At 57.8% G+C, this 21869-nt stretch carries 20 protein-coding genes; 9 read left to right on the top strand and 11 right to left on the bottom strand.

Annotation, left to right across the window (positions count from 1 at the left end):
* The 9 genes from WA354_RS13120 to WA354_RS13080 all read right to left on the bottom strand — a co-directional run.
* Positions 1 to 1860, bottom strand: a 1860-nt coding sequence (locus tag WA354_RS13120) for a glycoside hydrolase family 9 protein (protein ID WP_472813462.1), incomplete at its 3' end; no start/stop codon positions are given.
* Between the two features lie 234 nt (positions 1861 to 2094).
* The gene (locus tag WA354_RS13115) at positions 2095 to 3144 is read right to left on the bottom strand and encodes a protein-glutamate methylesterase/protein-glutamine glutaminase (protein ID WP_472813461.1); all 1050 of its coding nucleotides are present in this window, start codon (positions 3142 to 3144) and stop codon (positions 2095 to 2097) included.
* Entirely contained in the window at positions 3141 to 3599 is a 459-nt protein-coding gene (locus WA354_RS13110; RefSeq protein WP_472813460.1) for a chemotaxis protein CheX, read from the bottom strand. The genes WA354_RS13115 and WA354_RS13110 overlap by 4 nt, the downstream gene beginning before the upstream one ends.
* Positions 3592 to 3978: a response regulator gene (locus WA354_RS13105; RefSeq protein WP_472813459.1), complete on the bottom strand. Its 387-nt coding sequence runs from the start codon at positions 3976 to 3978 to the stop codon at positions 3592 to 3594. The genes WA354_RS13110 and WA354_RS13105 overlap by 8 nt, the downstream gene beginning before the upstream one ends.
* Positions 3969 to 4508: a chemotaxis protein CheD gene (locus tag WA354_RS13100; protein ID WP_472813458.1), complete on the bottom strand. Its 540-nt coding sequence runs from the start codon at positions 4506 to 4508 to the stop codon at positions 3969 to 3971. The genes WA354_RS13105 and WA354_RS13100 overlap by 10 nt, the downstream gene beginning before the upstream one ends.
* On the bottom strand, positions 4505 to 5380 hold the full coding sequence (locus WA354_RS13095) for a CheR family methyltransferase (protein ID WP_472813457.1): 876 nt from the start codon (positions 5378 to 5380) through the stop codon (positions 4505 to 4507). Before WA354_RS13095 ends, WA354_RS13100 begins: the two co-directional genes overlap by 4 nt.
* On the bottom strand, positions 5377 to 7428 hold the full coding sequence (locus WA354_RS13090) for a chemotaxis protein CheA (protein WP_472813456.1): 2052 nt from the start codon (positions 7426 to 7428) through the stop codon (positions 5377 to 5379). Before WA354_RS13090 ends, WA354_RS13095 begins: the two co-directional genes overlap by 4 nt.
* Before the next feature lie 119 nt (positions 7429 to 7547).
* On the bottom strand, positions 7548 to 9164 hold the full coding sequence (locus WA354_RS13085; RefSeq protein ID WP_472813455.1) for a methyl-accepting chemotaxis protein: 1617 nt from the start codon (positions 9162 to 9164) through the stop codon (positions 7548 to 7550).
* Between the two features lie 28 nt (positions 9165 to 9192).
* Positions 9193 to 9804, bottom strand: a complete 612-nt coding sequence (locus tag WA354_RS13080; protein ID WP_472813454.1) for a chemotaxis protein CheW — start codon at positions 9802 to 9804, stop codon at positions 9193 to 9195.
* A 296-nt stretch (positions 9805 to 10100) separates the two neighbouring features.
* Between WA354_RS13080 and WA354_RS13075 the strand changes: the two genes are divergently transcribed.
* Both WA354_RS13075 and WA354_RS13070 read left to right on the top strand, forming a co-directional pair.
* Positions 10101 to 10385, top strand: coding sequence for a hypothetical protein (locus WA354_RS13075; RefSeq protein WP_472813453.1), 285 nt, complete (start codon positions 10101 to 10103; stop codon positions 10383 to 10385).
* A 148-nt stretch (positions 10386 to 10533) separates the two neighbouring features.
* Positions 10534 to 10722, top strand: coding sequence for a hypothetical protein (locus tag WA354_RS13070; protein ID WP_472813452.1), 189 nt, complete (start codon positions 10534 to 10536; stop codon positions 10720 to 10722).
* On the opposite strand, the gene WA354_RS13065 is transcribed toward WA354_RS13070, so the two are convergent.
* Together WA354_RS13065 and WA354_RS13060 are read right to left on the bottom strand one after the other, a co-directional pair.
* Positions 10723 to 11181 (bottom strand): PaaI family thioesterase, encoded by a 459-nt coding sequence (locus tag WA354_RS13065; RefSeq protein WP_472813451.1) that lies wholly within the window; start codon positions 11179 to 11181, stop codon positions 10723 to 10725.
* The gene (locus WA354_RS13060; protein WP_472813450.1) at positions 11178 to 12890 is read right to left on the bottom strand and encodes an FAD-dependent oxidoreductase; all 1713 of its coding nucleotides are present in this window, start codon (positions 12888 to 12890) and stop codon (positions 11178 to 11180) included. The genes WA354_RS13065 and WA354_RS13060 overlap by 4 nt, the downstream gene beginning before the upstream one ends.
* 279 nt (positions 12891 to 13169) lie before the next feature.
* On the opposite strand from WA354_RS13060, the gene WA354_RS13055 reads away from it, so the two are divergent.
* The 7 genes from WA354_RS13055 (at position 13170) to WA354_RS13025 (ending at position 21752) form a co-directional block, all read left to right on the top strand.
* Positions 13170 to 13589 (top strand): helix-turn-helix transcriptional regulator, encoded by a 420-nt coding sequence (locus tag WA354_RS13055; protein ID WP_472813449.1) that lies wholly within the window; start codon positions 13170 to 13172, stop codon positions 13587 to 13589.
* Positions 13590 to 13767: 178 nt separating this feature from the next.
* Positions 13768 to 15222, top strand: a complete 1455-nt coding sequence (locus tag WA354_RS13050; RefSeq protein WP_472813448.1) for an NAD(P)/FAD-dependent oxidoreductase — start codon at positions 13768 to 13770, stop codon at positions 15220 to 15222.
* Positions 15223 to 15224: 2 nt separating this feature from the next.
* Positions 15225 to 15422 (top strand): hypothetical protein, encoded by a 198-nt coding sequence (locus tag WA354_RS13045; protein ID WP_472813447.1) that lies wholly within the window; start codon positions 15225 to 15227, stop codon positions 15420 to 15422.
* Positions 15423 to 15592: 170 nt separating this feature from the next.
* Positions 15593 to 17023, top strand: coding sequence for a sigma-54 interaction domain-containing protein (locus WA354_RS13040; RefSeq protein ID WP_472813446.1), 1431 nt, complete (start codon positions 15593 to 15595; stop codon positions 17021 to 17023).
* A 212-nt stretch (positions 17024 to 17235) separates the two neighbouring features.
* Complete coding sequence (locus WA354_RS13035; protein WP_472813445.1) at positions 17236 to 18576, top strand: OmpP1/FadL family transporter; 1341 nt, start codon at positions 17236 to 17238, stop codon at positions 18574 to 18576.
* 2 nt (positions 18577 to 18578) lie between these two features.
* Positions 18579 to 18986 (top strand): Rieske 2Fe-2S domain-containing protein, encoded by a 408-nt coding sequence (locus tag WA354_RS13030; RefSeq protein WP_472813444.1) that lies wholly within the window; start codon positions 18579 to 18581, stop codon positions 18984 to 18986.
* A 6-nt stretch (positions 18987 to 18992) separates the two neighbouring features.
* Positions 18993 to 21752 (top strand): hypothetical protein, encoded by a 2760-nt coding sequence (locus WA354_RS13025; protein WP_472813443.1) that lies wholly within the window; start codon positions 18993 to 18995, stop codon positions 21750 to 21752.
* Positions 21753 to 21869 lie beyond the last annotated feature (117 nt).

Below are 21869 nucleotides of genomic sequence, written 5' to 3'. Positions count from 1 at the left end.
AGCCAGCACGCCACCGGCGGGAGCACCGGCCGGAGCCGCTCCGCCTGGGCCACTGCGCGTCGGATTCGGCATTGGGTGAGCCCTCTCGTCGTTCCATGCTTTGATCGCGGTCTCGAGGCAGTCTTTCGATAATGCGTCGTCCCAGCCTTTCAGCACATCGGCCGACGCAGCCAGCGCTGCGATTGCATTCCACTGGAAATACGGGTTGTTTGTGGTGAAGATCCAGCGGTCGTCGGGCTTACCGGAGTAGTCGCCCTTCACTTCGTTCGGACCAAGCTTTGGGTCATAGATGCGACCATCGGTTTTCGAAGCTCCATCACCCAGGTGCGTGTACTGGCGAAGATCTGGTTCGTGAGTGCCGCGAATCGCGTGGCCGATGTTGTGGAACTGCGCCAGGATGAGCAGTGCGCCGTGTTTGACTTGCTCGACCGTATCCGGCACGCCATCGGGACGGTGCATCTCGACCTCACGACCGACTTCATCCACTGTGAGTTCGTCGTACTTGAGATTGAATTCGCGATACGCCAGGGCCAGACTCTGAATCACGCTGAGTTGCGCTGGCTCTTCGAGGTCGAAGTCGCCGGCATCGTACCAGCCGCCCACATTCATCCCAGGAATGTGATCGCCACCTTTGAACTTCCCATCGGTTGCCGTAGCCTGATTCCAGCCGTCGAATTGCTCCCCAACCACAGGCGCCATCCGGCCATCATCGAGATGCGAAGCGCCGTGCCACACGCGGTAGCCTTCGCGAACGGAAACGTGATCCATCTGCTCCGCAAGGTGATGGTCCAAGCTGTCCTGCCAGATGTTCGCGTAAGCGTCCTTGGAGATGGGGAAGGGCGCGGTACGCTGGTTCGCGTACTCGATTACGTACAAGCCCGGGTCCTTCACGGGGGTGAAGTCGAATTTCGAATAGACATAGCGGAGCCAGGGCGTTGAAGGCGTGATCGGGCCCTCGAACACCGGCTTGTAAGATCCGTCCTCCATCAGGCGCAGCACTCTGGCCGTCTTCGGGCCGTTGTACTTCGGGTCGAGTTCGAGCACCGCCACCTTTTGGAAACCCGGTGCATAACCGACTTGGCTGTGCGCGATCATCGGCGGTCGCGTCCAGTTCGGAATCACGTCGGGCCGGATGTGCCACACGATGGCGCCGGTGGTCTTGCCCGAAGGAATCAGCGAACGCAACACGAACCAGCCGTTCTGCGCGCGGTCGCGTCCATCGAACAGCATCAGGTCTGCCGTATCCGACACGACGTTGACCCGGGCCAGCGCGTCGTCGACCCCCAGGGTGATGCTCTTGCCTTCAGCGAACGGCAGCGGCTGCGTGTATCCCTTGGCCTTATCCCAGTCTTCCAGGTAGTAAGCCTTTTTCGGTTCATCCGCCAGCGGCAACACCTTGACCATCGGATCGTTCGGAGTGCGCGGAAAGATACCGGCTTTGGTTCCGTCTACGAGGTAAGCCTTCCCCATGTAGATCGAAGGCAGGAACTCCAGGTTGAACCCCGCCCGCCCGGCCAGTTTCTGCGGCAGTGGCTTGTCGAGATTGACGCTGACCTTCACGCCGCCTGGTTCTGCTTCGACTTCCAGCGTGTAACTGAAATCGAAGGCCGGGAACGCGAGGTCGGCGCTGAGCCGGTTGTTCTCCTTATCGGCGTGGCGTCCTTTGAGAGTCGCGACCAGGTCCCACTGCTCGGGTGTCGGCATCAGGCGCACGTCGCCGTTCGTGGCGATGCGCTGGCCGTGGAGAATCATCTCCATGGCCGTGTTCTTCTGGTCTACGAAAACAGGATGGTACGTGCTGTCGTAAAGAAAAACGCTAAAACCCTGAGTATCGAGATAATTCTTGTCGGTCACCTTCATTTGAAAATCGGCGCCGAAGAGGCTTGGGGCGGAGGTCAGGGCCAGGAGGAGACATACTCTGATTCGGGTGAGCATAGATTGAGATCAAACCGCTCCTTTGCCTCAACCTTACATGACAAGCACAGCGTTGGGCTTCCGCTTGCTTCCCGACCAACTACATCCTGCTGGCAACAATCTCAACTGTGGCCTGGCTGATTGGTTCTAGCGAGCAAGCCGCGTGCAATAAGCAGAGCTTTAACGCCTGGCTTCAGACAGAATCGCACCGGGAATTGCTGAAAGAGGGAGCACACGGTCGACCCCGCCGTGCAGGATTGCTTCTTTCGGCATTCCAAAGACTACGCAGGTTGCTTCGTCCTGAGCGATCGTTCGAGCGCCTGCCTTTTTCATGGCCAACATTCCAAGGGCACCATCGGAACCCATCCCGGTGAGGATGACGCCTGTCGCGTTCGATCCTGCCGCTTGCGCAACGGAATGGAAGAGCACATCTACTGCCGGACGCTGAAAACAGACCATGGGACCGTCCTTGACTTCCACGCGATATCCGGCGGCCGCACGCTTGAGCAGCATGTGAAAATTGCCGGGCGCCACCAGAGCCAATCCTGGCTCGATCTGATCGCCGTCTTCGGCCTCACGGACGCGAATGGTGCTGACTTCATTCAGACGATTGGCGAAGGAGCGGGAGAAAACGGCGGGAATATGTTGCGTGATGACGATGCCGGGGCAATTCTCGGGGAGATCCACGAGCACTTTCTGAATCGCTTCGGTTCCGCCGGTGGAAGCGCCGATGGCGATCACCGCTGAGGCAGGAAACGGCTGCACCTGCAGCATCCGTGCGGGCCGGACGATGGGCGCAGCTTCCATTGGAGGAGGTGCCGTTACCCGGGCGACCTTGGCCGCGCGTATCTTGGAAGCGAGGCTTAAGCGTAAGTCGCCTACTGATTGGGGTCCGCCAGGCTTGGCGAGAACATCGATGGCGCCTGCCTCAAGAGCCTCGAGGGCGGCACGGCTGGATGCGGTGCCCAGCGAACTGATCACGATCACAGGCATCGGATGGTAGTGCATCAGCCTCTTGAGAAATGTCACGCCATCCATCCGCGGCATTTCGATATCCAAGGTCAGTACATCCGGCTGCAAGGAAAGAATTTTGTCGCGCGCAACAAAGGGGTCCGGAGCCGTCCCCACTACCTCAATATCCGCTTCGCGCGAAAGAGCGTCGGTGAGCACTTTGCGCACGATGGCGGAATCGTCCACGATCAAAACTCTGATTCTGGTTTCGGAGGTCATGCAGACGCTTCCAGATGGAGCGTGACGGTAAGGATGCCCTTTTCGAGTTCATAGCTTTGCCGCGCGGCAGGAGCAAACTCAGAACCGGCGACGATCTCTCTCCCGGAGGGAATCAGTTCCGGAGAAGCAAGATCGAAACTCTCGTCGCTCTGCAGCTTACTGAGCAAGGATCCGCACAACATGTTAGCCAATTCGCAGACCACCTGACCGGTCTGCGAGTCCGTGAGGCTATCCTCGTCTTCGCCGAGAAAACCGCCGGCAAGAAGTCTCGCGCACGGCTCGGAAACACATACGTTAAAGGTTCCGGAAGGACGACCGTGGAACGCCAAGCGAGACTCCAGAACTGCGCCGCCGAACTCCGGGTCCGCCGGACCCCAGGTTGCAGAGAAGAACATTGTCTCCAACACCGAATCGACCGTTTCAGAGATTAACCGGTCAAAGTTCAGCTCAGTCATTTGCCCCCCTCAGCGCCCTCTCGACTTCGTCGCGCAGCGCTCCGGGAAGAAATGGTTTGCTTACGTATCCCCTGGCCCCGAGCGCGAGCATCTGTTGAACGCGGCTGTGACTGGAGTCGGTCGAGACCACAATCACCGGAATGGATCGCAACAGGTCGTCGTTTTCCATGTGCCGGACAAACTCTTCTCCGTTCATGTTGGGCATGTTGATGTCGGTCAAGACCAGATCCACCCATCGCTCTCCGAGGGACTTCAGCGCTTCTTCCCCGTCCCCTGCTTCGCAGTACTCTCCTACGTCGAGCCCGGTAAGGCCGACGACTTTACGGATGAAGGCTCGCATCACGGGCGAATCATCGACGATCATGATGTTCAGCGCCATCGTTTTTCTCCTTCCTCCGGCCTTTGTTGGGTGGCCGATGGCCGTGCATTCATTTCTTTTGGCTGATCGCCGGGTGTCTGCAGCCACACCCGGCCGGTGCCAACTTCCATACGGACCGTTCTAGCGACGGTCCCGCCTGTCTCCTCGGCATGAGGAACCAGCCCGAATTTCCATAGTGCCTTTCGCAGAGCCAGACAGTTGCGCTTGCCGATGTTGAACATGCCGGTGTCGTTCATCACCTGCGCGCCGCCAGCCGCGAAGACCACTAACCGCCGCTTATCCGCTCCCTGGTCGAGCGTGGCACGCAGAAGACATGAGATGCCGGTATCCGCGAACATCCACGGACGGGCGGAAGACCTATCGCTAGACATTGTCGACTCGGGGAGCATGTAATGCACCATTCCGCTCACCTTTGTAACGGGATCGTGCAGCATCACCGCGACACAGGATCCAAGGGCATAGGTCACGATGAGAACATCTGGATCGCGGCTGACTCCTCCGTCTCCCACCCCCACCACGAGCTGCCTCATTTTTTCCCGCCTCGCTTCTGATAAATCGCCGGCTGAATTTGCTGCAGGCCATGTTGCATTCCGGTGAGACTCTCCGAGTGGCCCACGAAAAGATATCCACCCGGCTCAAGACAGGCGGCCAGGCGATTTACCAGCTGTTCCCGTGTCTCGCGGCTGAAATAAATCATCACATTGCGGCAGAAGATCAGCGTGAAACGGCCAATATCCGGCAGCGGCTCAATAAGATTGACGCGCCGAAATTCGACCATTCCGAGTATCTCGGGCCGCATCCGGTACCAGCCTTCCCACCGACCTTCCCCGCGCAGGAGGTGTTTCCGTAGCCAAGGACTAAGACCGTTCTCGAAGCGGTTTGCTTTGTATATTCCCTTGCGAGCGGTTTCCAGCACGCGAGTGGAAATATCGGTGGCCAAAATGCGAGGCAGTACTGGGCTTTGCACTCCCAGGTGCTCTCGTGCTGTGAGTGCGATGGTGTAGGGCTCTTCGCCGGTCGAACTGGCAGCGCTCCAGATGCGGATGGGGCCGGGTGCCTGCTGTTCAGCGAAAACTCTGTGAACCAGGAAGTCGAAATGCGCCCGTTCGCGGAAAAAGCTGGTGTGGTTCGTGGTGAGCGCGTCAATTAGCTCCACCAGGGCTTCGCCCGTGCGGTCGCCTTGCACATGCTGGTAGTAATCGCGAAATATGGTGAAGCCGAGCTTCCGCATCAGCTTCCCCACCCGCGCGGCCACTAACTGTTCCTTGCCCTTGCCTAATTCCAGACCGAACTCTTCGCGCGCCAGAGCGGAGATGGTTGCGAATTCCTTCGGTTTAAGCGCCAACGGTTGGGAGACGATTTGCGTCTCCGCGAGCGCGGATGCCGCGGCTATATCTATCATTTGGCCCTCGCGTGGAAGATCCCCTCAAGATCCAGAATCAGGCCGACCCGTCCATCGCCCAGGATGGCACCGCCAGCGACACCGGGAATGTCCTTCAGGGTTTCACCCAGACTCTTGATGACCACTTCCTGCTTGCCGATCAATTCGTCCACCATCAGGCAGAAGGATTTGCCGGCGGCCTCAGCCACGATCAAAAGACTTTCGGTCGCCAGTTCCGAGCGCGGCGCCACGCCGAAGCGCCTATACAAGCGCACGATCGGCAGCAAGCTATTGCGCACCATCGCCATCTCCTGCCGGTTTTCAACTGTGAATACCATCTCGGCTGAGGGCCGCAGCATTTCGCGCACCGAGAAGATCGGAAGCACGTATCGCTCGCGGCCCACGCCGACTACCAGTCCGTCAATCATGGCAAGCGTCAAAGGCAATCGCAGAAAGAACGACGATCCTTTTCCGGGCACCGATTCGATGTCGACGCGCCCACGCAGTTTCTGGATCTGCTTCTTCACTACATCCATGCCAACGCCGCGCCCGGAGACGTCAGTGATTTTCTCCGCGGTGGAAAAACCGGGGTGAAAGATGAGGTTGAAAACTTCAGTGTCGGAGAGGCCGGCCCCGTCATCGACGAGGCCCATGCGTTTCGCTTTCCCCAGAATCTTCTCGCGATCCAACCCGCGCCCGTCATCGGTGACTTCAATGACGATATGGCCTGCCTGATGACTGGCGCGGAGGCGAATGCGTCCTGTGAGATCCTTGCCTGCGGCGCGGCGTTCTTCGGGAAGTTCCAGGCCGTGATCGGCGGCGTTGCGAACCATGTGCATCAAAGGGTCCGCGAGTTCCTCAACCACGTTGCGATCCAGTTCTGTTTCCGCGCCGATCGCCTCCATATCAATCTGTTTTCCCGCTTTGCGCGCCAGGTCCCGCACGAGGCGGCTCATTTTTTGAAAGAGTCCGCCCACCGGCACCATGCGCATTGACATGGCAGTTTTCTGCAGGTCGCCGGTTATGCGCGCAAGCTGGGCCAGGCTTCGGAGGACGGCCGGGCTGTGCAGGGCTGCCAGTTCCGGATGATGCTGGACCATGGATTGGGCGATCACCATCTCCCCCGCCATGTCCACCAGGAAGTCAAGTTTTGCGGTGTCCACTTTAACCGAGCGTGTCTCGTCTGCCGCAGTTCTCCGGTCGCCGCCTCCGCTGCGCCGTTCGGGTCCGGTCCACTCAGGCGAAGATGCTTTTCGTCTATCAGAGAGCTTAGTTTCGGAATCGCCGGGTTCCTCATCGGGCTCGGTCACTGCAACTACAACATCAGGTTTGCAGAGCGCTCCGTGGCGAATGCTCTCCAGCAAGGCCAGCTTCTCCGGTGTCTCACCCGCATCGCCGCCCGCGAGCATTGTCTCCAGACGCTTGAGCCAGATTTTTAGAAAATCGGCTGCGGCGAGCACCACATCGGCGACCACCGAAGTAATCCGCAGTTCGTGGTTGCGGGCGAGATCCAATAACGTTTCGGTTTCGTGCGCAACCTCACGAATGTCGTTGAGATCCATGAAACCGGCAAGGCCCTTGATGGTGTGAAATGCACGAAAAACGGTGTTGATTGCCTCGCTGTCACTCGGATCCTTTTCGAGGGTCATTATCTGAATTTCGACCTGTGTCAAATGGTCGCGGGATTCCAGAATGAAGTCGCCGATCAATTCCTTGTCTTCCCCAAGAGGAACACTCGCTGGAGCGGGTAGGGACGACGCCGAGGGCTCGTCGGTCACGCTGGGAGAGGCCGACTCTGCTCCATCGTTTGCCTGAGCCTGCTGCATACGCACGATGCTTTCTGACAGGACAGCTTCGTGGCTGTTGGCCGTCGCCTCGGGAAGCGCCTCCAGCGCCTCGGCGGCGATTCGCGCGACAGTCGGCCGTCCCGCCGTTTCTGCTTCGCGGCGCACACCCTCCAATAAAGCAGACCACTGCTCACCATCCGTGTCGCCTAACACGACTTTGGTGGCCAGTTCTTCCAGGAGCTGGCTAAGGTTTGCCGTTGTCCCTGCTGGTTTCCGATCCATTGACATAAGGGCGCATCTTCCTTTTGTGCCTCGTTGACGCTCTGCGCGATTCCGTGCTGCTGAGAAACTGCACGGAACCGTGTCGAGTTGATAGGAGAGTCGTTTTTTGCCTGGGTTGCTTACACCATCGCCTTGAAGTCCGCCTCCATGGGAAATGGATCGGCTTTGTCGGCCAGAGGCTTGAGGGTTTGAAACGCGGACGCGTGAACCTTGGGGCCCCTCGGCGCCGTCTTGTGCACGAGCGGATGAGAAGAAGAATTTTGCCACGCGACTTGCGTCCCATGGTTGCGATCGTTAGCTTCTCCCCCGCCAACCATAGAGCTCAACTGGTGCACCACTTCCATCAGCGTGGAAGCCTGCGCCGTGAGTTCCTCGGCGGCCGCAGCGCTCTCCTCGGCGTTTGCTGCCGATTGCTGTGTTACCTGCTCCATCTGCGTCAGCGCCTTGGCGACCTGCTCAATGCCGCGCGTCTGCTCCTGGCTACCCAGGCTGACTTCGTCCACCAACGTCTTCACCTTCGCCGATTCCTCGGTAATGGCGCGGATAGCCACCGCCACCTGATCAACCTTGGTCTTGCCATCGTTCGACTTGATGATCGATTCCTCGATCAGGGCAGCCGTGTCCTTGGCCGCCTGTGCGCAACGTTGCGCGAGATTTCGCACCTCGTCGGCTACCACCGCGAAGCCCATGCCCGCCTCGCCTGCGCGCGCCGCTTCGACGGCAGCATTCAACGCCAGGATGTTGGTCTGGAAGGCGATTTCATCGATCACCTTGATGATCTTCGCGACCTTGTCGCTGGAGGTCTTGATGTCGCTCATGGCCACTATCATGGATTCCAGTGACTGGTTGGTCTCGCTGAACTTCTGTTGCGATTGGGTCACCAATCCGTTGGCGGCCTGCGAGTTCTCGGCATTCTTGCGAGCCATGGAGTTGATTTCCTCACTCGAAGCCGAAGTCTCTTCGAGTGATGCTGCCTGCTCGGAAGCGCCCTGAGCCAGCGATTGGCTGGACGAAGAAATCTGGCCTGCCGCGCTGGCCACCTGGCCGGCACCCTCAGCGAGTTCGCTCACCGCTCCTCGCAGGCTGGCGTTAATCATCCGCAGAACAAACACCACGGAAACGCCGATAAGCAACGTGAAACCAAGGACGAGGCACACCAGCCAGCGGCTGCTGGAAGTGATCGATTCCGCGGTCTTCTTCGAGTCAGTCAGAAACTCGCGGTTCTTTGCGATGATCGAATCGGTCTTTTCATTCGTGTCGATGACATTGGGAACCATCTTCTCCTTCATGAGAGTGTGGGCTTCGGCGTATTTGCCCTGTTTGCCGAGTTCTTGATACTGGTTGAGCAATCCTACGTATCCGGAGAAATTTCGCTCGATACCATCAAGGGCATTCCTTGAGTCAGTCGTCAGCAGGAGCGGACGAATCTCGGTTATCTGTTCTCCGACGCGCTTCTTGGCGTCTTCTATTTCGCGTACATTCGTTTCCACGAACTGGTCGTCGTGGTTCATGTAGCCGAGCATGATGCCGCGGTTCGCAGAAGAAATCGAATATAGGCGTTTCGATAAGGCGTTGCTCTTATCGAGTTTCACGGCCGTCTTATTTACGGCGGTGTCGAGTTCCGCGCTAAGGCCGCTGATCGCATACCAGGCGCTGGCGCCAAGGCCAAGCGTTAGGACCATTAGGGCGCCCAGGCTGAATCCCAACTTCTTTCCGATCGTCATTTGTGCAAACATGGTGTCCTCTCCTCTTTCCTTTTCCGGGTTACGCCTGCGCCAGGGCGTCCAGCCCGTGCAGTTCCTGGCTGCTCAACACCCGATCGATGTCGAGCAGGATTTTCACTTTGCCTTTTACCTTGGCCATGCCCAGCAGGTAGCTGGTGGCCGCAGCCGCGCCTTCTCCAAAGTCCGGCGTATCTTCGATGTCGCTGGCGGCCAGATTCAGCACCTCGGAAACTTCATCTACCACGATTCCAGTCTGCAGAGAAACACCTGCGTTCTGTACCTGAACTACGATGATGCAGGTCCGCTGTGTGTACTCCATTTCCGGCAAACAGAACTTCAGGCGCAGATCCACCACCGGGATCACCTTGCCCCGAAGGTTGATCACGCCCTTGACGTATCCGGGCGTCTGCGGTACTGCCGTGATGTCCTGAATGCCCATGATTTCTCTCACTTTCAAGACCCGGATTGCGAACTCTTCGCGCCCCAGCAGGAAGGTCAGATACTTTCCGACGCGCTGGTCGGCGGCAAAAGAGCCAGTTTCCTTCTTTTCCATGACCGTGCCTGCGATCTTTTCGCTGACCTGCTGCTTTTGCGGGCCGCCTCCGGCGGCAACGGCGCCGGTTTCCTGTTTTTCGATGATTGCGCTCGGCATAAGCCTCCTTTCGTTTCCCTGACTAGTTCTTTCGAAACTGCTTCTCCGGCGCGGTTGCGTTCTGCCCGAGTTCTTGATTACCTGGCTGTCCGGCTGGCGAGTCAATACGTTTATCGGTTCAACTGGACGTTTTCGACACGCATGCCCAAGTTCTGGTCCAAGTGGCGCTGGATGAGGACGCCAACGCGCTGTCAAACCGCATGCCGGCTGGCGATGTGGCGCGGATGCCGAGCGGTCATCGGAGTGCGCTGGGTAAATTCAGGAGGCCTAAATAACTCGAGTTGCCCGGCGTCTCAATGAGTACTTCTGTCGCCAATGCACATTGGCATTTACTAAGAACACCGGCCGCCTTCTCGCTCGGAGCACTCAAAGATCAGGAACTCTACCTGTATGTCTCGGTTCCAATAGACGACGTTTCGCCTCTAGCTTCACATTTTGCACTGTGCCTGATAAGTGACCCGACAATCGAGCAGGTCATTGCACCACGCAACTCGGGCTCGGAGACTCCGGCGCGTAAACCAGAAAAGGGAGCACTCGACGAGCGGCCAAATTCGGACCCAGTTTATGATTCCACCATCTGATTTCGGGTCGAAAGCGATTCGTGGATGATGGAATTCGGCATGAAGCCCGTCGGGTTGGCTGCGGGATGATTTCACGCGGTGAAGTGGGGTTGATTGTGACCGCAATGGGCGCGAGCACGGGTATCTTCAATGCCCGGAAGTTGCCGTTATGGTCACCGTGGTTCTGCTCACAACACTGATTACGCCACTCATCATGCGGGGCGCATTCATGATCAAGCGCCCGCAGGATGAAGCAGACAACAAACGCGATGCTTTCCTGCACTCGTCGATGGCCGAGACGGAGGCGGAGGCCCGATGTTTCGAACTGACTTGCATGATGGCGATGCGACTGGGCTAGCTACTTTAGCATCAGGAATGACGCCCACGCGTGAGCGAGCTCTGTCCCATCGGCTCCGATCAACGCGGCTTCTGTCTTGATCACACGCTTATTCCGGCTCTCGATCCATCCCCGAATTTGCACCTTGCTTAGAGAGGCGACGTGCCGGCGGAAGCGGACGCGAAGCTCCGCTGTAAGCGCCTCCAACTGAGCAGAAACGACGGCCTTGGCCATGGCCTCATCCAGTACAGTGCTGACAATGCCTCCATGCACAATACCGTCAAATCCTTCCGTGGACGACGAGGGAATCCACTCGGCAGTCATTTCTCCGGCTTGATTCTTTTCGAAGCGTAGCCGTAGCCCGTGCGGGTTGTCGGCTCCGCAGGCAAAGCAGGATGACTGCGTGCGTGCCGCTATTCGAGCTACCGATGAGGCGCCGTCGTGCTCTTGAGGTATGGCTTCTTCTTTTTTAATCTTCATTTCTCCGCCGATGCGATTAGAACCAGATTTTCGGCCAGGGCACCTGCCTCTTGTTCTATTTCCGGGTGCAGGACACGATACGTGCTGTATCCTCCTGAAAGGTTTCGCGCGAGAAAGCCATGTTGAGCAAGGATGCGGCATGCGTAGTAGGCGCGCTGCCCAACTCCGCAAGTTACCCATATCTCTCCGGATGGCGGCAGCTCGTTCAACCTCATGCGCAATTGGCCGAGAGGGATGTTGACCGAACCGGGAATGGAACCGGCCTGAACCTCTTGCGGTTCGCGAACATCGAGTACGAACGCATCAGATGAGCCTAGTTCGGACCATGGTGCAATTTCTGCGTCTCCGCGCAGCACGTTGGCGGCGATCATGCCGGCAAGATTCACCGGGTCTTTGGCGGCACCATACTGAGGCGCATAGCACAACTCCATGTCTTCAAGATCAAACACGGTGGCCTTCAGCTTGATTGCGGTTGCAATCACATCGATGCGGCGCTCCACGCCCGATTCGCCTACGGCCTGCGCGCCGAGCACGCGTCCATCCGACTTGCGGTACAGGAGCTTCATGTGGATGGCCTGCGCTCCGGGATAATAGCCGACGTGCTGATTGGGGTGCAGATAAACGGCTTGGTAGTCCTTGATGCCGGCGCTCCGGAGCGCTTTCTCCGTTGCGCCCGTAAGCGCCACGGTCAATCCGAAAAAGCCGCAGACGGCAGTGGCCTGGACGCCTTCAAAATGTGAAGCGCGCCCGCAGATCGCATCCGCAGCCACGCGTCCCTGGCGATTCGCCGGTCCCGCGAGCGGAACAAGCTCCCACCGACCCGTGAGAAGGTTTTTGATCTCGACGGCATCTCCGATTGCCCAGATGCGCGGGTCGCTTGTGCGTAGCTGACTATCGACACGAATGCCGCCGCGCTGGCCGATTTCAAGACCCGCATTACGCGCAAGCGTTGTTTCAGGGCGCACACCGATCGCAAGAACGATCAGATCCGCATCAAACGGGGCTCCCCCCTGTGTATGCACAATCAGGGTCCCGTTGCCAGACTGCTCGAACGCTGCCACTCCATCGCCCAGGCGCAGGCCCGCTCCGTGAGACTCTATTTGTTGCCGCGCGTACTCCGCCATTTCCGGATCGAGCGGTGGCATCAACTGGTTGGCCAGCTCGACGATCGTAACGGCAATACCGCGATGTGCGAGGTTCTCCGCCATTTCCAAGCCGATGAAGCCTCCGCCGACCACTACGGCTCTGCGAGGACTTCTCGATTCGATCCAATCGCGAATCTCCCGGCTGTCGGGAATGGACCGCAGCGTGAAGATTCCTGGTAGATCGATTCCAGGCCACGATGGGCGAATGGGGGCTGCACCGGGAGACAACACGAGCGCGTCGTAATGCTCGGAATACTCTCGCCCTGTGACGAGATCGCGCACAGCGATGGTACGGGCCTCGCGGTCGATCCCGCTGACTTCGTTCAGCGTCCTGACTTCGATGTTGAAGCGCTCCCGGAACAATGCGGGTGAGGCCAACAGGAGCTTTGCTTCGTCGTTAATCACATTGCCCACGTAGTAGGGCAAGCCGCAGTTGGCAAACGAGACGTACGGTCCCCGTTCAAGCACAATAATCTCTGCGCCTTCATCCAGCCGCCGCAAACGCGCGGCACAGGTCGCCCCGCCGGCGACTCCTCCCACAATGAGTACTCGCTTCTTATCCATGGTTCTCCACAAAACTGCCCCGCTGGCATTCGCGCTGGTCGCGTGCGTTTCAATCGGGGGGCCAGCGAACGAGAGCCGCACGACCGTTCGCAACCGTGCCGCTGAGGTCTCAATCGAGGCCTCTCAAAATATGAGCGTGTATGATCGCCTATCTTGTGGGCTATGACGCAGGTCACATTTCGCTTATTCAGAACAGTTCGGTCAGGGTGTTTTAACGTATATTGTATTCGTTTTGATGTAATCAACATCTATATACTACTGACATCTACGGAGAGCTTAATGCAAAGAAGAATCTGTGCACGTCATGGCGGGAAATATCCTTGCTCCTGCGGGATGGGCAATCTATACCGCTTCGTTGAGCCGGTCGTGCTGCTTCTGCTGAAGAAAAAGGTGCGCTCGTGCGGTTACGATCTTTGCGCCGATCTGCAGGAACATGCGCTCACTGATGCCGAAATCGACAAGGCAGCGCTGTACAGAACTCTCCGGCAGTTGGAAAAGAACGGCAACGTGAAGTCGGCGTGGGAAACAGGAGGTGGGGGTCCGGCACGTCGTGTTTACAAGCTGACGAAGGACGGCGAGAAGCATCTCGAGGAATGGGCGGTAGTGCTGGAGAAACTCTCAGGATCGATGGCCCACTTTGTAAGAGAGACGCGAAAGAAGCAACGCAAACCGGCAGTCAGAACAAGCAGTTCGTCCTGACCAAGCTGACGCGAACTTGATCCGGTCGGCGTAGAGATGTTGACAATAGACGCGTGTCTCTCTCAGACTACTTTGCAGCAAAACATTCCTTGGCGGACGCAGCAGCGTCGCAATCGCTTCGGCCCTAGCAAACCGGATCCCTCGCGGCGAGTGCAGCCGTGCCAGAAACGACGAAAGCATGTCGCGAGTGGTCGTATTGGGTGCCGGGATCGCTGGTCATACCGCAGCCTCCTATCTGCGTACGTGGCTGGACAGATCGCACGAAGTAGTTGTCGTTTCTCCTCAGACCTATTACAACTGGGTTCCTTCCAATATCTGGCTGGGCCTGGGGTTAATGACGGAGCAGCAGGTCTCGTTCCCACTGGCGCCTGTGTACAGCCGTGCGGGTATCCGCTTTGAGCAGGCCCGCGCCATCGAGATTCATCCGGAAGGAAGCGCTGACATCGCCAGTCCGTATGTCGTGGTCGAAGAGAAGCGTTCGGGACAGACGATGGAACGCAAACCGATTACCTATGACTATCTGATCAATGCGACTGGTCCCAAACTGAACTTTGCTGCTACGGAAGGGCTGGGGCCGGGCAAACACACCGTATCGGTCTGCACGCCGGATCACGCTGTAGAAGCGGCCAAAACGTTCCTCGCGCTGGTCGATCGAATGAAACAAGGAGAACGCTGCCGCTTTGTGATCGGAACCGGCCACGGCATGTGTACGTGCCAGGGAGCAGCGTTCGAGTATGTGGTGAACCTGGAATTCGAATTGCGGCAGCATGGCGTACGGGACAAAGCCGAGGTCATTTTCCTGACCAATGAATATGAGTTGGGCGACTTCGGCATGGATGGCGCATTCATCCGCCGCAATGGATATATCACGCCCACCAACATCTTCACCGAGTCAGTTCTGGCAGAACGAGATATTTGGTCCATCACCCGCGCGCATGTGCGCAAGGTGGAGCATGGACGACTGTTTTACGAGACGCTGACGGGTGAGGAGCATGAGCTGACCTTTGACATGGCGATGCTGCTGCCGCCCTTCGCAGGCGTAGGGTTGCGGGCGTTCGACGGCTCAGGCGGAGATATCACCGCTCAACTGTTCGCGCCCAACGGATTCATGAAGGTGGATGCCAACTACACCCAGAGGCCTTATGAGGATTGGAAAGCGGCGGACTGGCCCCGGACCTATCAGTGCCCTTCGTATGACAACATCTTTGCCGCAGGTATCGCATTTGCGCCACCGCACCCGATCTCACGCCCGCATACAAGCCCGAGCGGCACGCCGATTTATGCGACCGCGCCGCGCACAGGCATGCCTTCCGCCACTATCGGAAGGGTGGTTGCCCGCAGCATTGCGGATAAGGTTTTGGGAAAGATGGGTCCACTCCACGCCGCGTCGATGGCTGAGTTGGGGGCGGCCTGCGTTGCCTCCTCGGGGGCAAGCTTGTTCAAGGGCACTGCGGCTTCGATGACGGTATTTCCCATCGTGCCTGATTACGATCGCTATCCCAAGTACGGCCGCGACCTGAAATATACAACCGGGGAAATCGGATTGGCAGGACATTGGATCAAGCTGCTTCTGCACTACATGTTTCTTTATAAAGCGCATCTGCGCATGGGTTGGCGAGCAATTCCGGAGTAACTATGGCGCGCGTCGATGTATTGAATAACGGAAAGAATGAAATGACGGCGGGTGGAATCAACACCAATGTGTACGCGACGCAACCAACGCGTTTCACGCTCTTCATGCGAACGTTCCTTCCTTGGCAGTTATGGCGGTTCTTGAGCATCAACCTGAGAATGATGCTGTTGATCGGCAGAGAAAAGCATTTGCATAAGTAGAAGTGCGCTGGGGCCGCAACGGTTCCGAGTCATCCGGCGCCGATCTCCACGAAGACGAACCCTGTGTTTGGCTTCGGCCGGGTTTGTGTTGTCGGACACTGAATCCACGCAAATCGGGGTCTAGAATCAGCGGTTCTGAGCTTTGTCTTCGGCAGGAAGGATCTTGGTGCATGGCTCTGATTGTAGAAATGGAATCTGCACTTGCGTGCGAACCGCTTGTAAATCCTCTTACACAGGCCGCACTGCACGGGATTACGCGCGCGCTGGCGTCCGTCGGCCGAGCCTTCATTTGTCTCGATCCCTCATTTCGGATTGTGCATGTCTCGAACCTCCTGAACGAATTCCTGGGTGATGGAGTTGCAGCGGCCTTGCGGGGGCGTCCTATTGAGGAACTGCTGGGAACCGATCTTTTTGGCCCCGCCGGCCAATTGCGTCAGGCGCTGCTCGCCGAGCAAATGCGCGAAGGCTGGCGTGCCACGCTCAAGTTCGGCAATTCCGGACCGCGCCTGGTCTCGATTACAACCGCTCCGTTGCTTGCGGACAACTCAGGAATCTGCGACCCGCTGGTGCGCTATCTGATCCTGCTGCGGCCGGCGGATGAGGAGGAAGAATGTCCCGACGCACCTATCTTCTGCTCCGGTGCGGTTGCCTGCTCGTCGGCCATGCAACGCATCTTCCGGCTGGTGGAGGCCCTGCAGCATAGTGAAGCGACTGTACTCATCACAGGTGAAAGCGGCACAGGCAAAGAAGTGGTCGCCCGCGCTATCCACCAGAATTCAACGCGCAGCGGCGGACCATTTGTTGCTGTCAACTGTGCGGCACTGCCCGCAGATCTGCTGGAGTCGGAACTGTTCGGCCATGTCCGCGGGGCATTTACGGGTGCGGTGCGCGATCGTACCGGGCGCTTCGAACTCGCCTCGCACGGCACTCTCTTCCTCGACGAAATCGGTGATCTGCCAACCCAGCTACAGGTCAAACTGCTGCGTGTTCTACAAGAGCGCCAATACGAACGCGTAGGCGAAAGCTCGACAAGAACTACCCAGGCCCGCATTATCGCCGCCACCAACATCGATTTGCGCGTGGCGCTGCGCCAGGGACGGCTGCGCGAGGACCTCTATTACCGGTTGTGCGTCGTGCCCATCGAAGTTCCGCCGCTACGGGTGCGCCGCGAGGATATTCCTCCCCTGGCCACCCATTTCCTAAACCGCACCACCTCGCAACACGGGCTGGTACGGCGCCTTTCGCCGCAGGCGTTGCGCCTTCTTCTTGATTACTCGTGGCCGGGAAACGTTCGTGAGTTGGCCAATGTGATCGAGTACGCCGTAGCAGTCGCCAAGAGGGAGACAATTTTGCCGGAGGATCTGCCGGAGGAGATTCTGAAGTCTTCTGGTGGGATGGTTGCGGCTCGAAGAGACTCAATCGGGACCTCAACGGACGCACTCGAAACAAGGTCGCCTCTTCCGCAGGCGGGAGGCCCGGAGGCGATGCGCTTCCTGGAGGCGCTCGAAAAACATCATTGGAAGAGAGCGGATGCAGCCAGGGCACTGGGGCTGAGTCGCTCAACCTTGTGGCGGCGGATGAGGGAACTCGGCCTAGACTAACCGAGCCGATCAGGCAACAAAACGCGTCACCTTGCACCAATTCGTTGCAACGGTTTGTCGCACATCTTCTTCGAAAATTAGCTAAACGATTCTTTCTAAATCGCCAATCGCTTCGGCCATCCACTTGCTACCACTTCTCTGGCGAGACCTCGTTTCCGCCGAGCAGGAATGCTGTGGCGCACCTTAAGGGGTCTCGCGGGGAAGTTGAGAGAATGAGAACGCACGATCACTGGATGAACGCAGTTTCTCGCCGATTGCTGACAGTTCTTTTGCCGCTGCTTTGCCCAATCACTCTTTTTGCCACTGACGGACATTTTTTGCATGGCGCCGGTCCTGTGAACGAGGCCATGGGAGGCGCCGACACCGGTATCTGCCTGGACGCGACCGGATCAATCGCCTGGAACCCTGCCTGTACAGTGCTTTTCAAAAAGCATCGCCTTGAGTTTCACCTGACCATCTTCGCGCCATGGCGTTCGCTCTCCAGCACTGTCGAGGCCAATGCCTTTGGCCCGGGAATGCCCGGGGCTACGCTGAGCGGGACGACAGAGAGCAAGCGTGACATGTCGTTCATGCCCGGACTGGCCTTCATCTATCACCCGGAGAACAGCCACAACGCGTATCACTTCGCAATGCTTGCGGTGAGCGGCTTCGGAGTGGACTACCCAGAGAACACTGATTTTTCCAATCCCATCCTCACGCCGCAAGCGCCTAACGGCTTCGGGTTTGGCCGCATTCGGTCGAACTACATGCTGGTTACTGTTCCAATAGGTATGTCGCGGCAAATCAGCGATCGCTTTTCAGCAGGCATTTCCCTTGTGCCCGCCTTCTCGATGTTGCAGGTAATACCCGCGCCATTTTATGCGCCTGTCACCGCAGGAAGCACGATGCCGTACTACTTGTCAGCTGGGAATCAGGCTCCCGCCTTCGGCTTCGGAGTTAACGCCGGATTACACTACGAAATCAACAAGGTCGCGAGCGTTGGGTTTGCTTATCACTCTCCCATATGGTTTCAGGATTTCAAATGGAATCGCAAGGACTTAACGGGCGTTTCACACGAGATGACGTTTCAGATGAATCTGCCGCAAGTGATCTCAATGGGTGTAGGCCTGACGCCTTCCAAGGGCACTCGCATCGGTGTCGATGCGCGCTGGTTTGATTACCAGAACACGGCCGGGTTTGACAAGGTTGGCTACGACGCAGACGGCGCAGTCTCGGGCTTCGGGTGGCGGAATATATGGGCGGTGGGTGGAGGCGTGCAGCAACAGGTCACATCATCGACCAAACTCATGGTTGGTTATAACTACTCCGAAAATCCGGTGCCCGCGCAATACACCTTCTTCAACACGCCCGCACCCGCGATTGTCCAGCATCACCTGTCCGGCGGCATTGTCCAGAAGGTGCACGGCTGGGATGTGAACGCAACATACTATCACGCCTTCCAGAATTCGATTACAGGCCCGTGGATATCGGCGCAGGGACCCATCCCGGGGACGAGCGTGACCAGCAAAATGTCGGAGAATTCATTCACGATTGGCATGGCGAAGAGCTTTTAAAGATGCGAAGCGGGATGGAGCGGCGTTTCTTTCTGAAAGCGGCACTTGCCTCGCTTGCCGCGCCAGCTCTGTGGCAAATGAACGGGCTGGCAAAGCGCGCAGGGATGCTGCCTGAGAATGCGGAAGACACCCTTACCGTTCCACTGAGTATTGGCAACGGGGTCCGATTTTACGACCGGATGATCGTGATTACCAGCCCGGATGGAGTGGCAGTCGTCTCATCGATCTGCCCTCATCTGGGTTGCCGCATCAATCACGCTGAAGCTGCCGAACTTGTGTGTCCGTGCCATGGCTCGCGGTTCAATGCGCGTGGTGAAGTGCTGCATGGCCCTGCGATGCGCAACCTGCAGCCACTGCCATTTGTACTGGACCGAGCGGAAGCAGTGTTGCGCGTAACTCTCAAGAAGTGAGCTGGCATGAAGCAAGTGATCACCAGGCTGTGGCAGCGAATTCCTCCGTTGGGAATGCTAGCGCTCGCGGCCTTTGTGATCTGTGCCGCTACGGGCATCATGCTTGTGCCTGCGTATATTCCCTCGCTGCCGCTGGACTCGCTTGCTCTGGTCTTGTTGAAGAACCCTGCCGGCATATTGGCGCGCAGTTTGCACTATTGGTCTGCACAGGCGTTTTTCGCTCTGTCTTTTGGGCACATCGTCGATCACTTGTTGCGGCGCAGCGAGTCGAAGGTGCGATTTGGTGTTTGGCTGCGGCTCAGTCTTGCAATTCCCGTGGTCGCTGGCATCATGCTGTCCGGGTTTCTTTTACGGGCAGATACTGCCGCTATCCAGGCATTGCAGATTCTGCGAACGCTTCTCGGCTTCGTACCCTTGCTGGGAGGGGCGCTGCCGCGACTTCTTACCGGCTCGAGCACCGACCTCACGACCGTGTATCTCCATCACGCCTGCACGGCAACAATAATTCTCTGGCTCATCACAATCGAGCATTCGCGTCGCATCATGCCCACGATGCGGGCGACAAGATGGACGCTGCCTCCTCTGCTATTGCTCTCTCTGTTGCTTATCCCAGGACTCGAATGGAGAATGGCTCCCGTTGAAAAAGGACCATGGTATCTTGTCGGACTGCAGGAACTTCTTCACTGGCTGCCGAAGCCCCAGGTGGCCGTCTGGTTGATGCTGGCGGGCTTGGGATTGTTGATTCTTTTGCCGAGACTTCCTTCATTCTTTCGATGCCGTGTGAAGTGGTCGATGGCGGTTGCAGTTTGCGCTTATGCGGTCCTAACGATGGTAGGACTGGGACTGCGGGGCGACGGATGGAAATTCACTCGACCGGCAAAAGTGGTGGCAAGTGAGGTCGACTTTCTCTCGTATCGTGCCTACGCTCCACCAGGAGCTACGCTGCTCATAACGAAAGTTCCCATCGTCAACGGGCGGCGTGAGGGGTGTCTTGCCTGTCATCAGGGCATGACAGGATTTGTCGCTGCGCATGAACCCGGAACGGTGGGCTGTGCTGCTTGCCACCTTGGGAATCCGTGGACGCTTAATAAGACTCTTGCCCATTCGGGAATGACGCGGACACCGGGGAATCTGTCTGTTGTCAACCAGACCTGCGGCGCCTCCAACTGTCACGGAGACCAGGTAGTCCGCGTGCGCGGATCCTTGATGAACACCATGAGTGGCGTTGTAGCGGTCGACAAGTTTGTCTTCGGTGAAAATGCGGATCTGGATAAGCACTACGACGTTGCCGCATTGAACCACTCGCCTGCGGACACGCATCTTCGCAATCTCTGCGCCTCCTGCCATCTTGGACAGGATAAGACCCATCCAGGGCCGATCAATGAAATTGATCGGGGCGGCGGCTGTTCCGCCTGCCACCTTCGCTACGATGCGGCGTCCGAGGCTGAATTGCACGTTGGCAGCAGCGCGGCGGCGGGACCTCTCCACCACCCGGACATCCCTGTTAACGTGCCGACGCAAGCCTGCTTTGGATGCCACAGCCGCTCGGGACGCATCGCTACCAATTACGAAGGCTGGCACGAAACGCTGTTGGATGAGAAGGCAGCGAAAGCTGCCTCCGGTTGGCCCGCTCAATTTCGCCAACTGGCTGACGGGCGCATCTTCGAAAAGCATCCCGCCGATATTCACTTTGAAAAAGGCATGACCTGCATTGACTGCCATTTGCCCTCGGAGGTAATGGGAGACGGAACTGTACACGCGCACGAAAGAGATGCCGTCAAGACTTCGTGCACAGACTGCCATGCGGCCGTGTCGACCCCGGCAAAACAATTCGAGCAACTCGATCCGGAGACGCAGGAAGTGATAGCAATGCGCAAGCTGAATGAACCGGGCAGGCGGTTCGCGATCTCCAAGCCTGGGTCAGTCGCTTACCCAAATGTGTTTCTCGATGCTGACGGCCATCCCACGCTCGTTCTTGCCGGATCGCAAAAGCAGCTCAAGCCAAAGCCGGTTGCGGCTGTTTGCGCGGGTTCCATCCACGAGAGATTGGATTGCACTGCCTGTCATACCGCGTGGGCTCCGCAATGTATCAATTGCCACGCTTCGTTCAACCGCGCCACGCAGGGTTGGGACCATCTTGCCGGCAAGTACGTCAACGGTTCATGGGATGAGCAGGCTGGAACTTTTCTGGGCGATACGCCGGCATTGGGAGTCCATCAGGTCAGAATGTCCGATGGGCAACTGGCGGAGCGCATCACCACTTTCGTTCCAGGAATGGCTTTAACTTTGGATTTTCCCGATGGCAAAGGTCGACCGCAGTTTCATCGAATGTTTGCCCCGACGTCGGCCCACACTATCGTTGCGCAAGCGAGAGACTGTCCGTCGTGCCACGTCAATTCCACTGCCCTTGGTTATGGCCGCGGTGAATTGAGGTATGTCGTCACAGGCCGCACAGCGAATTGGAAGTTCACTCCCGCTTTCGATACGAGCCCCGAGGATGGCCTGCCATTGGATGCGTGGATCGGCTTTTTGAGAGAGGCCAGGGGCGATACCACTACACGCAAAGGAGCGCGCCCATTCAGTTTGGAAGAACAGCGACAGATTCTGCTCGTCGGCGCGTGTCTCGAATGCCATCGCGCAAACGAACCTCGTGTGGCCGCCGTCTTTGCCGACTTTAGACAATACCGCGCGGCGTTGAGTCCGCGGTGCCGCCTGCCGGACTGGGCTTACGGCGTTAGTAGCGGTAATGGAGTTGTGAGCAGATGAAACGCCAAATAACGAAGGTGATGCGAATCACTGTATGCAGGTTACACCTACATGTAACCCTTTCAATGGAGAGTCGCTGGCATGAATAATCTATCCCGTCGCCGATTTCTGAAGATC

Source organism: Occallatibacter sp., assembly GCF_049802275.1.
Lineage (GTDB): Bacteria > Acidobacteriota > Terriglobia > Terriglobales > Acidobacteriaceae > Telmatobacter.
This window is presented reverse-complemented; position numbering and strand designations above follow the sequence as displayed.

What these genes read in the sequence shown, in the direction of transcription:
- WA354_RS13025 (WP_472813443.1), top strand. Translation starts at nt 18,993, where the DNA reads ATGAAGCAAGTGATCACCAGGCTGTGGCAGCGAATTCCTCCGTTGGGA.
- WA354_RS13075 (WP_472813453.1), top strand. Translation starts at nt 10,101, where the DNA reads ATGAGTACTTCTGTCGCCAATGCACATTGGCATTTACTAAGAACACCG.
- WA354_RS13045 (WP_472813447.1), top strand. Translation starts at nt 15,225, where the DNA reads ATGGCGCGCGTCGATGTATTGAATAACGGAAAGAATGAAATGACGGCG.
- WA354_RS13085 (WP_472813455.1), bottom strand. Translation starts at nt 9,164, where the DNA reads ATGTTTGCACAAATGACGATCGGAAAGAAGTTGGGATTCAGCCTGGGC.
- WA354_RS13110 (WP_472813460.1), bottom strand. Translation starts at nt 3,599, where the DNA reads ATGACTGAGCTGAACTTTGACCGGTTAATCTCTGAAACGGTCGATTCG.
- WA354_RS13065 (WP_472813451.1), bottom strand. Translation starts at nt 11,181, where the DNA reads ATGAAGATTAAAAAAGAAGAAGCCATACCTCAAGAGCACGACGGCGCC.
- WA354_RS13095 (WP_472813457.1), bottom strand. Translation starts at nt 5,380, where the DNA reads ATGATAGATATAGCCGCGGCATCCGCGCTCGCGGAGACGCAAATCGTC.
- WA354_RS13040 (WP_472813446.1), top strand. Translation starts at nt 15,593, where the DNA reads ATGGCTCTGATTGTAGAAATGGAATCTGCACTTGCGTGCGAACCGCTT.
- WA354_RS13050 (WP_472813448.1), top strand. Translation starts at nt 13,768, where the DNA reads ATGTCGCGAGTGGTCGTATTGGGTGCCGGGATCGCTGGTCATACCGCA.
- WA354_RS13070 (WP_472813452.1), top strand. Translation starts at nt 10,534, where the DNA reads ATGGTCACCGTGGTTCTGCTCACAACACTGATTACGCCACTCATCATG.
- WA354_RS13035 (WP_472813445.1), top strand. Translation starts at nt 17,236, where the DNA reads ATGAGAACGCACGATCACTGGATGAACGCAGTTTCTCGCCGATTGCTG.
- WA354_RS13090 (WP_472813456.1), bottom strand. Translation starts at nt 7,428, where the DNA reads ATGGATCGGAAACCAGCAGGGACAACGGCAAACCTTAGCCAGCTCCTG.
- WA354_RS13080 (WP_472813454.1), bottom strand. Translation starts at nt 9,804, where the DNA reads ATGCCGAGCGCAATCATCGAAAAACAGGAAACCGGCGCCGTTGCCGCC.
- WA354_RS13030 (WP_472813444.1), top strand. Translation starts at nt 18,579, where the DNA reads ATGCGAAGCGGGATGGAGCGGCGTTTCTTTCTGAAAGCGGCACTTGCC.
- WA354_RS13055 (WP_472813449.1), top strand. Translation starts at nt 13,170, where the DNA reads ATGCAAAGAAGAATCTGTGCACGTCATGGCGGGAAATATCCTTGCTCC.
- WA354_RS13060 (WP_472813450.1), bottom strand. Translation starts at nt 12,890, where the DNA reads ATGGATAAGAAGCGAGTACTCATTGTGGGAGGAGTCGCCGGCGGGGCG.
- WA354_RS13100 (WP_472813458.1), bottom strand. Translation starts at nt 4,508, where the DNA reads ATGAGGCAGCTCGTGGTGGGGGTGGGAGACGGAGGAGTCAGCCGCGAT.
- WA354_RS13105 (WP_472813459.1), bottom strand. Translation starts at nt 3,978, where the DNA reads ATGGCGCTGAACATCATGATCGTCGATGATTCGCCCGTGATGCGAGCC.
- WA354_RS13115 (WP_472813461.1), bottom strand. Translation starts at nt 3,144, where the DNA reads ATGACCTCCGAAACCAGAATCAGAGTTTTGATCGTGGACGATTCCGCC.